9 protein-coding genes and 1 pseudogene are annotated in these 12,560 nt (G+C 62.2%); 2 read left to right on the top strand and 8 right to left on the bottom strand.

The genetic code is table 11. The annotated features are described in order from the left end of the window. The first annotated feature begins 203 nt into the window (after positions 1–203). A complete protein-coding gene (locus FO014_RS18115) occupies positions 204–1,526 on the top strand; it encodes an aromatic ring-hydroxylating oxygenase subunit alpha (RefSeq protein WP_105233441.1) in 1,323 nt (440 codons plus the stop codon). An 87-nt stretch (positions 1,527–1,613) separates the two neighbouring features. On the opposite strand, the gene etfB is transcribed toward FO014_RS18115, so the two are convergent. The 6 genes from etfB to FO014_RS18085 are packed head-to-tail and all read right to left on the bottom strand — an operon-like array spanning position 1,614 to position 9,303. Beyond that, positions 1,614–2,417: an electron transfer flavoprotein subunit beta gene (etfB, locus tag FO014_RS18110; protein WP_160030520.1), complete on the bottom strand. Its 804-nt coding sequence runs from the start codon at positions 2,415–2,417 to the stop codon at positions 1,614–1,616. Then, complete coding sequence (etfA, locus tag FO014_RS18105) at positions 2,407–3,645, bottom strand: electron transfer flavoprotein subunit alpha (protein WP_160030519.1); 1,239 nt, start codon at positions 3,643–3,645, stop codon at positions 2,407–2,409. The genes etfB and etfA overlap by 11 nt, the downstream gene beginning before the upstream one ends. After that, positions 3,645–5,603 (bottom strand): (Fe-S)-binding protein, encoded by a 1,959-nt coding sequence (locus FO014_RS18100; RefSeq protein ID WP_160031437.1) that lies wholly within the window; start codon positions 5,601–5,603, stop codon positions 3,645–3,647. Before FO014_RS18100 ends, etfA begins: the two co-directional genes overlap by 1 nt. A 40-nt stretch (positions 5,604–5,643) precedes the next feature. After that, entirely contained in the window at positions 5,644–7,707 is a 2,064-nt protein-coding gene (dgcA, locus tag FO014_RS18095) for a dimethylglycine demethylation protein DgcA (protein WP_160030518.1), read from the bottom strand. A 56-nt stretch (positions 7,708–7,763) separates the two neighbouring features. Beyond that, the gene (locus FO014_RS18090; protein ID WP_160030517.1) at positions 7,764–8,294 is read right to left on the bottom strand and encodes a 4-vinyl reductase; all 531 of its coding nucleotides are present in this window, start codon (positions 8,292–8,294) and stop codon (positions 7,764–7,766) included. 31 nt (positions 8,295–8,325) lie between these two features. After that, complete coding sequence (locus FO014_RS18085; protein WP_160030516.1) at positions 8,326–9,303, bottom strand: dipeptidase; 978 nt, start codon at positions 9,301–9,303, stop codon at positions 8,326–8,328. A 102-nt stretch (positions 9,304–9,405) separates the two neighbouring features. On the opposite strand from FO014_RS18085, the pseudogene FO014_RS18080 reads away from it, so the two are divergent. After that, a pseudogene (locus FO014_RS18080) lies at positions 9,406–9,600 on the top strand (AbrB/MazE/SpoVT family DNA-binding domain-containing protein); the annotation flags it as partial. A 91-nt stretch (positions 9,601–9,691) separates the two neighbouring features. On the opposite strand, the gene gbdR reads toward FO014_RS18080, so the two are convergent. Next, positions 9,692–10,846 carry a choline metabolism transcriptional regulator GbdR gene (gene gbdR, locus FO014_RS18075; protein ID WP_160030515.1) on the bottom strand — a complete coding sequence of 385 codons (1,155 nt, stop codon included), beginning with the start codon at positions 10,844–10,846 and terminating at the stop codon, positions 9,692–9,694. A 290-nt stretch (positions 10,847–11,136) separates the two neighbouring features. Continuing rightward, positions 11,137–12,513, bottom strand: coding sequence for an L-serine ammonia-lyase (locus FO014_RS18070; RefSeq protein WP_160030514.1), 1,377 nt, complete (start codon positions 12,511–12,513; stop codon positions 11,137–11,139). Positions 12,514–12,560: the final 47 nt, after the last annotated feature.

The raw sequence follows: 12,560 nt of genomic DNA, 5'->3' as shown, positions 1-12,560 counted from the left end.
AACAATATGTTCCCTCAACGTCTCTAACGGAGGGGATTGGTGTCGCAGCCAGAACATTCCTTGTTCTCGAGCGGGTGCAGCATCTGATCCAACAGTGACCCATTTCTCCAATGGGGTGACCGGGAACGGGGCGTTGTTGCAACCAGGATGCGTCCGCGCGCGGGCGCGACACACTTTTTGATCTGAATGAGAAGAGCAACATCATGAGTCATAACGATCTGCTGAATATCACCTGCGCCAGCATTACCGATGCGCGCGAACAGATGGCCGACTTGCTCAAAAGGCGCCAGCCGAACTACTCGCTGCCGCAACCGCTGTATAACGATCCGGCCCTATTCCGCATTGATATGGAGGAAGTGTTTCAAAAAGAGTGGCTGTTCGTTGGCATGACCAGCGAAATCCCGAAAAAGGGCGACTACTTCACCCTTGAAATCGGCCAGAACCCGGTTCTGGTGGTGCGCGACGCCGACGGCGCAGTCAACGCTTTCCACAATACCTGCCGCCACCGCGGCTCGCGCATCTGTCAGCAGCCGCGCGGCAAGGTGGCGAACCTGGTCTGCCCGTACCACCAGTGGACCTACGATCTGAAAGGTAATCTGCTGTTCGCCGGCACCCATATGGGGGACGGCTTCGAACCGCGTCAGCACGGCCTGAAGCCGGCCTTTTGCCGCACCGCCGGCGGCTTTATCTTTGTCTGTATCGCAGAGCAGCAGCCGGAATCCGACTTCGATGACTTCCTGGCGACGCTCGAAGAATATATGGCGCCGTACGACGTGGAGAACACCAAGCTGGCGACCGAATCCGAGATGTATGAAAAGGCCAACTGGAAGCTGGTGCTGGAAAATAACCGCGAATGCTACCACTGCGCAGGCAGCCACCCGGAACTGCTCAACACCCTGCTGGAGTGGGACGACACCAACGATCCGCGCGCCACGCCGGAGTTTATCGACTACTACAACCAGCAGGCCGAACGGTGGGATCAGGAAGGGATCCCGCATCGCCACCAAAGCTTTGGCCAGCGCAACCGCATCGTGCGTATGCCGCTGAAACCGGGGGCCAACGTGATGACCATCGACGGCAGCGAAGGCTGCACCAAACTGCTCGGCCGCATTCAGAGCCGCCAGCTGGGATCGATGCGCATCCTGCACCTGCCCAACTCCTGGAACCACATGCAGAGCGATCACTTTATCGTGTTCCGGGTGCTACCGATCTCGGCCCAGGAGTCGCTGGTGACCACCAAATGGTTTGTGCATAAGGATGCGGTGCCGGGCGTCGACTACGATCCGGAGCGCCTGCGCCAGGTCTGGGATGCCACCAACGATCAGGATCGCGTTCTGGGTGAAGAGAACCAGCGCGGCATTAACTCCATCGGCTATCAGCCCGGCCCCTACTCCGAAACCTACGAGTTCGGCGTGATCAATTTCCTGGAGTGGTACAGCGATACCGTGCTGAAGAATCTGGGCGAGACGGATAACAGCGAGCACTACCCGATCGGCGTGCCCGATGTTGAACGGCAGTATGGCTGATTCCCCTTTTGCCCCGGCCCTCTCGCCTGAGAGGGCCGGGCAACGGTACGCTCTCTTTCTCGGTATAAACAATCTGACCAAATCGCCTCACCGGCCGCCGCGCACCACGCCTTCTTCCAGCAGCAGATCGAATATCGCCTGCGCCATCTCAGGCGCCGGCTTATCGCGCAGGATGCGGCCGCCGTCGCCCTGCGACTTCGCGGTCGCCGCCTTGAAACGGTCGGCGGCGGTTTTCGCCTTCACCACCTGCAGGCGCTTTGGCCGCTTGCGGGCCGGCGCTTCGCTCCACTGCGCCCTGACCTCATCGGGACAGACGATGCCTGCCGGCGTGCTTTCCAGCCGCGCCCGGCTGGCGGGGCCAAACGCGCTCTGTCGTGGCGCCGGCGCCGCCAGATCAACGCTGGCGATAAACGGCAGCGGCACCCTGAGCGCCCGACGCTGGCCGCGCGGCAACGCCTGCAGCAGCTGCGCCTCGCCGCCATCGACAGCGACAATATCGGCAATACCGGTCACCACCGGCATCCCCAGCGCCTCCCCCAGCAGGTAAGGCAGCATACCGGACGATTCGCCGCTCTCGGCCCGTACGCCGGTCAGGATAATATCCGGCTTGTCCTGGCTCAGATAACGGCACAGAGCAGGCACCACATCCGCACTCTCCTCCTGATCCAGAACCCGCAGGACGTCCAGCCCCATCCCTGCATAGCTGCGCAGCGCCTCGGCGTGAGGATCGCCCGCATGAAGCACTTCCAGTCCGTCAGACGCCAGCGTCATCCCCAGCTCGACGGCCCGGGCGTCCTGCCCGGCGCGGCGCTCGCGCGCAGAGCCGGGGTGCTTACCGATCGACACCAGCGCGGTCACGCGCAGGTCCGCATGATGTTTTTCAGGCCGCATGTTCAAACTCCCCCTGATGGTGCTCCCTGACCAGCCGGATCAGCTGGGCCATAATCTCGCTGCTGTCGCCAATCACGCTGAGCGCCGCGCGCTTCACCATATCGCAGCCGGCATCGGTGTTAATGGCGATCACCTTGTCGCACTGCCCGATGCCCTGCAAATGCTGAATGGCGCCGGAAATGCCCACCGCCACATAAACCCGGGCGGTGACCCAGGTGCCGGTAGCGCCAACCTGACGCTGGCGCGGCATATGGCCATCGTCCACCGCCACCCGGCTGGCGCCTTCCGTCGCGCCGAGCGCTTCGGCGCACTGGTGAAACAGCATCCAGTCCTGCACGCCGTTGCCCGCCGAAAGGATAAACTCCGCCTCTGCCAGCGCCACCGCGTTGGGATCCACCGCCACCTGTCCGTCATCACGAATGCGCGCCGCCACGCTTACCGTCTGGTGCAACTGCACCGGCAATGCCTCGTGGCGGGTTTCGTCAACCGGTTCGGCGCACTCCGATGCCAGCAGCAGCATACGCGGCGTGGCGCGGGTAATATCGGTGCTGCCGCCGGCGCCGCGGCAGACGCTCTGTGCGGCATCAACCCGCCAGGCCTGCGTCGCAGGTCGTTCACCAAGACGCGCCGCCAGCCGGCATCCCAGCTCAAAGCCGCCGGCTACGCTGTCCGGCAGCAGCCAGTGACGTGGTGCAAACTGGCTGTCGACCTCGTTCAGGGCGGCGACCCGCAGCTCCGGCGCATACGCCTGATAGCCGTCGCCGTTCAGTTCCAACAGCCGGTCGACGCCGGCGGTATCAAACGCCTGTTCGCGGTGATCGCCGAACACCACGGCCAGCACCGCTCCGGCGCCGCCGATTTCGCGAATCAGCGCATGGGCCTGACCCAACACATCCCGGTCGTGATCGCTCAGCCGGCCACCCACCATATCGGGTACTACCGCAATGTAGTATTCCACCTGCTCCACCCGGTGCAGCGGCAGCGCTGTCGTCTGCAGCGCGCTGACCGTCTGCGGCCCGGCGCGGCCGACCGGCGCGCCGACATTCATCCGGTCAATGCGGCGGAGGCCGTTCGGGCCGATAAAACCTACGGCGTGCGGGTTGCGGCGAATCAGCCCGGACGGGCCACGTGATTCGCCCGCCGGCATCATCATGGCCGCATGCTGCGGGTGCAGGCGGTTGCGCGCAATCCATTCGGCGCGCGGGTCTCTGCGCAGAATCTCGCTCATCAGGCTACCTCCATCGCAGGTTGTTCACTCTTGCGCCTGGCCGCCGGCGGTGCGCTCGGCTCCACCAGCGCCTCGGCCACCAGTTCGGCAATATCCTTCACCACCGGACGCGGCTCCACCACGCCTTCAAGCATCGCGGTGCACTGCTGACAGCCGACGGCGACCAGTTCGGCGCCGGTGGCGCGGACGTCCTCCATGCGCATATCGGCAATCCGCCTCTCGCCGGGGATATCGGTAATCGGCGCGCCGCCGCCACCGCCGCAGCAGCGGGAACGAAAGCCGGAACGTTCCATCTCGGTCAGCTGAATACCCAGTTCCGCCAGCAGCTCGCGGGGGGCTTCATATTCGCCGTTATAGCGCCCCAGATAGCAGGGATCGTGCCAGGTCACGCCGCCGCCCTTGTAGTCATTCAAGGTCAGCAACTGCGCCTTCACCAGCTCATTGATAAAGGTGGTATGGTGCAGCACTTCGTAATCCGGCTTCTCGCCTTCGGGGCTGAATTCCGGGTACTCATTGCGCAGACAGTGAAAAGCGTGCGGATCGGTGGTGACGATCCGATTGAAACGGTATTTGCCCAGGGTGGAGAGATTGCGCTTCGCCAGCCGTTGGAAGGTGGCGTCATCCCCCAGACGGCGCGCCACGTCGCCGCAGTCCAGTTCTTCGTCCCCCAGCACGGCAAAGTCCACTCCCGCCGCCTTCAGGATCTTCACAAAGGCGCGCAGAATGCGCTGGCTGCGCATATCGAATGCGCCGTCGGAGACCCAGAACAGCACGTCCGCCTGCTTCACCTCTTTCATCACCCGCAGGTTCTGATCCGCCGCCCAGTGGGTGCGGCTGCGCGGGTTAAAACCGTTCGGGTTGTCGGTCACGATCAGGTTATCCAGCACTTCGGCCCCCTTATTCGGGGTGCTGCCTTTCTCCAGCGTCAGGAAACGGCGCATATCAACGATGGCGTCCACGTGCTCGATCATCATCGGGCACTCCTCAACGCAGGCGCGGCAGGTGGTGCAGGACCACAGCGTCTCCGGACTGATCAGCCCGGAGACGATAGGCTGATGCGGAGCGCCGCACGCCTTGCCGACCTCGATGCCCGGGTAGGGGCTGCCGGCAAAGCGGGCGTCCGAGCCGCCGGCCAGGCCAACCACCATGTCCTGAATCAGTTTCTTGGGGTTCAGCGGCTGCCCGGCGGCAAACGCCGGACACACCGCCTCGCAGCGGCCGCACTGCACGCAGGCGTCGAAACCGAGCAGCTGGTTCCAGGTAAAATCGGCAGGCTTCTCCACCCCCAGCTTCGGCGCAGCCAGATCCACCGCTTTCAGCGCGGTGGAACGTCCGCCGCCAAAGCGCTCCGGCCGCCGGTGAAATGCCAGGTGCAGCGCGCCGGCAAAGGCGTGCTTCATCGGCCCGCCCCAGGCCATGCCGAACAGCAGTTCCCCCAGCCCCCAGACGATCCCGCCGGCCAACAGCGCCGCCAAGAGCCAGCCGCCGCTGCCTTCAGGCAGGATACCCGCCGCCGGCAGCGTAGCGATAAAAAAACTGGCTGCGAAGACCAACAGGCTTTTCGGCAGCCGCATCCACGCCCCCTTCGACAGCCGCGCCGGCGGATGGCGACGGCGGCGATAGACAAACAGCGCCCCGGTCAGCATCAGCGCCAACGCACCTAACAGCGCGCCAGCCAGCCAGCGGCTATGGATGCCAAACAGGTGAACCGCCAGGATCAAAAGCATCGACAGCACAAAGCCGCCCGCGGTCGCCACGTGGGTGTTCGACATCACCTTATCCCGCGCCACCACATGGTGCAGATCCACCAGATAGCGGCGCGGCATCGCCATCAGTCCGGCCAGCAGGGCCACCTTTTCCGGCCGGCCGGCGCGCCAGAGGCGGATCCGCCGGATCATACCGACCGCCGCCAGCAGCAGTGCCATCACCAGCAACACGGGGAGTAATCTGTCGAGTATCATGGTGTCCTCTCTCGCAATAAGCCGGGTGGGCGTTGGGTTATAGATCCTTGCACAGGCGCAGTGCGTCGTAGATCGCCGCATGGACGTTGCGTTGCGACACACAGTCCCCCAGCCGCCAGAGGATCATGCTCTCGCCCGTCTCAGCCAGTACCGGCTGCGCCTGAGCGGCAAACAGCGCCTCGTTATCGATCTGCCCCTGATTGCGCGATTCCGCCTTCAGCTGGTAGTACAGCTCTTCGTTCGGCCGGGTGCCGTTTTCGACCACCACCTGGTCCACCACCCGCTCCTCTTTCTGGCCGGTGTACTCGTTTTCCAACACCGCCACCAGCTTGTCGCCTTCGCGGTATACCGCCTCCAGCGCCAGATCCGAAGTCATGATCACCGCCTTTTCATACAGGCTGCGGTAATAGGTCGGGAAGGTGGTGCCGCCGATGCCGACGCCGGGCTTGATATCATCGGTCACCAGTTCCACCAGCGCCCCTTTGGCGGTCAGGTAGTCGGCGGTCGACATGCCGGTGAATTCACAGATGGTGTCGTAAATCAGCACGTTTTTACCCGGCTCGACGGCGCCGGTCAGGATATCCCAGCTGGACACCACCCGCCCGTCGTCCGCGCCCCACTCCGGGTTTTGCTCCAGGAACGGACGACCGCCGGTCGCCAGAATGCAGACATCCGGCCGCAGATCGCGCACCGTGGCGGCATCCGCTTCGGTATTCAGCTGAATCGCCACCCCCAGCCGCTGCAGCTCCATCGCCAGCCAGCGGGTAATGCCCGCCATCTGGTCGCGCTGCGGCGCCCGGGCGGCGATCGATACCTGCCCGCCCAGCTCCGCGCCGCGTTCCAGCAGCGTGACCTGATGACCGCGCTCGGCCGCCACCCGCGCCGCCTCCATCCCGCCGGGACCGCCGCCGATCACCACCACCTTGCGCTGCGGGCCTTCGCTCTTGGTAATACTATGCGGCAGCCCCATATATTCGCGCGAGGTCGCCGCGTTCTGGATGCACAGCACGTCCAGCCCCATATACTGGCGGTCGATGCAGTAATTGGCGCCCACGCACTGGCGGATTTGGTCGACCTGATTCAGTTTGATCTTGGCGATCAGGTGCGGATCGGCGATATGGGCCCGGGTCATGCCGACAAAATCAACATAGCCCTGCTCCAGAATGCGCTGCGCCTGATTCGGATCCTTGATGTTCTGAGCGTGGATCACCGGTACCGACACCACGTCTTTGATCCCGGCCGCCAGGTGCAGGAACGGCTCCGGCGGGTAGCTCATATTCGGAATAACGTTGGCCAGCGTGTTATGGGTATCGCAGCCCGAGCCGACCACGCCAAAGTAGTCCACCATGCCGGTTCCGTCGTAGTAGGCGGCGATCTGCTTCATATCCTCATGGCTCAGGCCGTCAGGATGGAATTCGTCACCGGTGATGCGCATGCCCACCACAAAATCCGGGCCTACCGCTTCGCGCACCGCCTTCAGCACTTCCATACCGAAACGCATGCGGTTTTCAAAGCTGCCGCCCCACTCGTCGGTGCGCTTGTTGACCCGCGGCGACCAGAACTGATCGATCATGTGCTGATGCACGGCGGAAAGCTCCACGCCGTCGAGGCCGCCCTCTTTGGCGCGCACCGCCGCCCGGGCGAAATCGCCGATCACCCGCCGGATCTCTTCCACCTCGATGGTCTTGCAGGTCGCGCGGTGCACCGGCTCGCGAATGCCCGACGGCGACATCAGGTTGGGCCAGTTTTCACCGTCCCAGCGCGAACGGCGCCCCATATGGGAAATCTGGATCATGATCCTGCCGCCGTGCTTGTGCACCGCATCGGCCAGGTTCTGGAAATGAGGGATGATGCGGTCGGTCGACAGGTTCACCGAGCTCCACCAGCTCTGCGGGCTGTCGATCGACACCACGCTGGAGCCGCCGCAGATACAGAGGCCACAGCCTCCTTTCGCCTTCTCTTCGTAATATTTGACGTAGCGATCGGTGGTCATGCCGCCGTCGGTGGCATACACCTCGGCGTGGGCGGTACTGACGATGCGGTTACGGATGGTCAGCTTATTGATATTCAACGGCTGGAACAGGAGATCAAACTGGGACATGGCAACACCCTGATTCAATGCTTAAACCCAGGCCGCCCGCAGGCGGCCATCGCGTATTACAGCGGCGCTACCTCAAACACGCCGTAGTCACTTCCCTCTTCGGCAGCGCTCCGGGTCTGAACCGCCCGGGTTCTGACCGCATAGCCCAGGCTCTGGGCTACCTGATCCATGGCGCCGGCGAACCAGCCGGTAAACATGTAATCGACTTTGCGGTTGACCTTGCCGTACTGATAAACAAACGCGGAGTGTTCCAGACGGATACGGGCCGTGCCCTGCTCCAGATTGAGCGCCTCGATGATAAACAGCCCCCAGCCGCGCTGAGAGAGCCGCTTCATATAGTGCTCAAACACCGCAGCGCCGGCGATGCCGTGGGCTTCCGCCTCCTTTTCACACCAGTAGTAGGCGGATTTGTAACCCGCCTTATACAGGATCGCCGCATAGCGTTCTGCGCCAATCTCTTCTTCGATCGCCATATGGTTGTTGACGAAAAAGTGACGCGGTACGTACAGCATCGGCAGCGCATCGCTGGTCCAGACGCCGGTTTCGTCGTCTACCGCAATCGGCAGTTCAGGTGCATGTGAGCTCATGGTTTCTCCCGGACAATCTTCATCTTGGCGGTTATTCGCCCCATACCTCAGCCAGAACGCGGACCCAGTTCTCGCCCATAATCTTGCGCACCTGATGTTCGCTGAATCCGTGACGCAGCAGGGCCTCGGTCAGATTGGGGAATTCACCGAGGGTGCGGATCCCTTCAGGGTTGATGATCTTGCCGAAGCTGGTCAGATGGCGGGCGTAACCTTTGTCGTGGGTGAGCCACTCGAAAAAGGCCTGATCCTGGCCCTGGGTGAAGTCGGTGCCGATACCGATCTGATCTTCTCCCACCAGATTGAAGATGTATTCGATGGCCTCGACATAGTCGTCGATAGTGGAGTGAATGCCGTTTTTCAGGAACGGCGTAAACATGGTGACGCCGACAAAGCCGCCGTGGTCGGCAATAAACTTCAGCTCCGCATCGGACTTATTGCGCGGATGATCCTTCAGGCCGGAAGGCAGGCAGTGCGAATAGCAGACCGGCTTTTCCGACGCCAGAATCACCTCCTCGGAGGTTTTGGCTCCGACATGGGAGAGATCGCACATAACGCCGGCACGGTTCATTTCCGCCACCACTTCCCGGCCGTAGCCGGACAGACCGCCGTCGCGCTCATAGCAGCCGGTGCCCACCAGGTTCTGGGTGTTGTAGGCCATCTGCACCACCCCAACGCCAAGATCCTTGAATATCTGCACGTAGCCGAGCTGATCCTCAAAGGCATTGGCATTCTGGAACCCCATCAGCACGCCGGTCTTGCCCGCCGCTTTGGCGCGGTGAATATCTGCAGTGGTGCGCACCTTTATCACCAGATCCGAATTCTGCTCGAGCAGCGCGTTCATCGCGACGATATTGTCCACGGTGCTCTGGAACCCTTCCCAGACCGACACCGTACAGTTCGCCGCGGTCAGGCCGCCGCGCCGCATATCCTCAAACAGCTCGCGATCCCACTTCGCAATCACCAGACCATCGATAATAATGGCGTCGTTGTGCAACTGTTCTGCGTCCATCTTTTCACCCCCTGTCTGTAACGGCCAGAGCGGCCCTGATGTTCGACAGCATAGGGTTAACCCCACAAAGAAAGTGTTCTGAAAACGTCACCTGACTGACCCAGAGCGCAGCCGGCGCCGAGCGATCTGGATTTTGAGGGTGTCAATGAACCGGAGATCGCCCGCGAAGGCGACGCCATCATCCTGCGGCCGGTAAAGCCGAGCTGGGGTTCGTTCCTGTAGGAAGAGAAAGCCGATGCGGACGTTATGACGGAACGTGGAGACATCGTGAATGACCGGGGACGCGTCGAGCCATAGGCCACGCCCACCTGCTGGAAGACTGGGCTACATAGCCGCCGCCCGCCCGTTGCGGGCAGGCGGCAGCAGAATAAGCATGATGTTCAGCACTTCAGGGCGGCGAGCTCCAACCCAGCGTCACCGAACCGTAGGTCGGCTCAAAGCGCGCCTCGCTCAGGGCGCGCACCGCCACCGCCGACGCCACGCGCTCCTTCTTGCCGTTCAGGCCGGGCAGCGCGGTGGTCACCAACTGCGGCAGGGTTTCACTCAGCACCTGGCTGCGTATACCGCGTCGCTCCTCGCGCGGCGGAATACCGATATGCTCGCGGTAGCATTTGCTAAAGTGCGGCGTCGAGACAAAACCGCAGGCCAGCGCGATTTCGATAATCGACATCGAGGTCTGCTTCAGCAGTTGCCGTGCCCGGAACAGGCGGAGCTTCATATAGTAGCGGGAGGGCGAGCATTGCAGGTACTTCTGAAACAGACGTTCAAGCTGGCGGCGGGACAGCCCCACATAGGTGGCCAGCTGATCCAGATCGATCGGCTCTTCGATATTGGCCTCCATCAGCGACACCGCCTCCACCAGGTTCGGCTGCGCGGTCCCCAGCACGTGGCGCAAAGGGATACGCTGGTAGTCCGACTCGTTGCGCACCCGATCGCAGATAAACATCTCCGAGATCGCCGCCGTCAGCTGATAGCCAAAATCACGCTTGATCATACTGAGCATCATATCCATCGGCACCGTGCCGCCGCTGCAGGTCATGCGGTCGCGCTCGATGACAAACAGCTGATTGGTGCAGCGTACCTTGGGATAGGCTTCCTGCATCGAGGCGATACACTCCCAGTGCGCGCTGCAGTGGTAACCGTCCAGCAGCCCGGCTTCCGCCAGCAGATAGGGGCCGGTACAGACGCCGCCAATCAGAATTTGCTTGCGCGCCATCGCCTGCAGCCAGCTCACCTGTCGTCGGCTGTAGCTGCGGGTAATATTGACGCCGCCCACCACGATCAGCACATCCAGCGCGCTGGAATCGGCCATGGAGCAATCCGGCGTAATGTGAATGCCGTCGCTGGCCATCACCACGCCGCCATCCTCGCTGATGGTATGCCAGTCATACAGCTCGCGGCCGCTTAACTGGTTCGCCATGCGCAGCGGCTCAACCGCCGTCGCCAGCGCCATCATGGTGAAATTGTTCACCAGTAAAAAACCAACGGTATGCGTCTTATTGTTATTGATAGAATCCCGGGATGATGCATTTGTTTCAGACATATGCTCTTGCCTCTGTGGTCTCTCGTCAGGAGAGGGAACAAACGGGTCTGATACTTCTTCACTTCCACAGAAAACAATAAGGCAACAAATGTGCCACTTCCTTTTTACATTTAAAATGTATGCGCAATATCTCGATAATCATTCATCGATAGTGATTTAGCGCCGCTGTTGTGATGAAAAAAACAGAGGTGGCACGGTTTATGCTGATCGGGTAAGGCCGGGGTAATCCCCTGCTACCCCATGCTTTTTTGGTGCATCTGCCCAATAAACGGGCAGACATCAGGCAACCTTCAGCACTCTATCGCGTTCACCGCCAGACCGCCGCGCGACGTCTCCTTATACTTGTCCTGCATATCCCGTCCGGTATCGCGCATGGTGCGGATCACTTTATCGAGCGAGACAAAGTGCTGTCCGTCTCCCCGCAGCGCCATCTGCGCGGCGTTGATCGCTTTCATCGCGGCGATGGCGTTGCGCTCGATGCAGGGCACCTGCACCAGCCCGGCCACCGGATCGCAGGTCAGCCCCAGGTTATGCTCCAGCGCGATCTCGGCCGCATTTTCCACCTGCTCCGGCGTACCGCCCAGCACCTCGGTCAGCCCGGCGGCGGCCATGGCGCAGGCAGAGCCGACCTCGCCCTGGCAGCCCACCTCCGCGCCGGAAATCGAGGCATTTTTCTTACACAGCGCCCCTACCGCCGCCGCCGCCAGCAGAAAGTCCACCACGTCCTGCTCCCGCGTCTGCTCGCTGAAGCGCATGTAATACATCAACACCGCCGGCACGATACCGGCCGCACCGTTGGTGGGCGCTGTCACCATACGCCCCCCTGCGGCGTTCTCCTCATTGACCGCCAGCGCATAGAGATTGACCCAGTCCATCGCCGACAGCGTGGTGCCAATCACATTTGCGCCCGTGGCCCGCTGCAGGGAACGATACAGCCCGGGAGCGCGGCGCTTGACGTTCAGCCCGCCCGGCAGGACGCCCTCATTCTCCAGCCCCTGAGCAATACAATCCTGCATCGCCTGCCAGAGGGCGGCGATACCGGCGCGGATTTCGGCTTCATCGCGCCATACCTTTTCATTTTCCAGCATCAGCTCACTGATTCTTAACCCCTGCCGACGGCAGTGCGCCAGCAGTTCCGCGCAGGCGTTAAAGTCGTAAGGCAGTTCCACCTGCGGCACCAGATGCGCGCTCGCGGTGGCCTCGCTCTCATCCAGCACAAACCCGCCCCCTACCGAATAGTAGGTGTTCTCATACGCCACGCCCTGCGAGTTGAAGGCGGTCAGACGCATGGCGTTGGGATGATATGCCAGCACTTCATCAACAAAACGCAGATCGCGGTTCCAGTCAAACTCCACGCCAGCCCCGCCGGCCAGGGTCAGAAAGCCGGTTTCGCACACCGCTCGGATGGCGGGATCGATAGTGCGGGGATCGACCGTTTCCGGCGACTCGCCCATCAGCCCCATCAACGTCGCCTTATCGGTACCGTGCCCCACGCCGGTGGCGCTCAGGGAGCCAAACAGCGCCACCCTGACGCGCGTCACCGCATCCCGCACGCCCTGCTCGCTTAACTGCCGGACAAAGCGCTGCGCGGCACGCATCGGCCCAACGGTGTGTGAGCTGGAGGGGCCGACCCCAATCTTGAACAGATCAAAGACGCTGATACTCATTACCTTCTCCCGAGAGCCTGAAATGTCAGCGTCCATTATCGCTACGG

This window comes from Serratia rhizosphaerae (assembly GCF_009817885.1).
GTDB lineage: Bacteria > Pseudomonadota > Gammaproteobacteria > Enterobacterales > Enterobacteriaceae > Serratia_B > Serratia_B rhizosphaerae.
This window is presented reverse-complemented; position numbering and strand designations above follow the sequence as displayed.

Coding starts and splice junctions, on each gene's coding strand:
- FO014_RS18115 (WP_105233441.1), top strand. CDS start 204: ATGAGTCATAACGATCTGCTGAATATCACCTGCGCCAGCATTACCGAT.
- etfB (WP_160030520.1), bottom strand. CDS start 2,417: ATGCGGCCTGAAAAACATCATGCGGACCTGCGCGTGACCGCGCTGGTG.
- etfA (WP_160030519.1), bottom strand. CDS start 3,645: ATGAGCGAGATTCTGCGCAGAGACCCGCGCGCCGAATGGATTGCGCGC.
- dgcA (WP_160030518.1), bottom strand. CDS start 7,707: ATGTCCCAGTTTGATCTCCTGTTCCAGCCGTTGAATATCAATAAGCTG.
- FO014_RS18090 (WP_160030517.1), bottom strand. CDS start 8,294: ATGAGCTCACATGCACCTGAACTGCCGATTGCGGTAGACGACGAAACC.
- FO014_RS18085 (WP_160030516.1), bottom strand. CDS start 9,303: ATGGACGCAGAACAGTTGCACAACGACGCCATTATTATCGATGGTCTG.
- gbdR (WP_160030515.1), bottom strand. CDS start 10,846: ATGTCTGAAACAAATGCATCATCCCGGGATTCTATCAATAACAATAAG.
- FO014_RS18070 (WP_160030514.1), bottom strand. CDS start 12,513: ATGAGTATCAGCGTCTTTGATCTGTTCAAGATTGGGGTCGGCCCCTCC.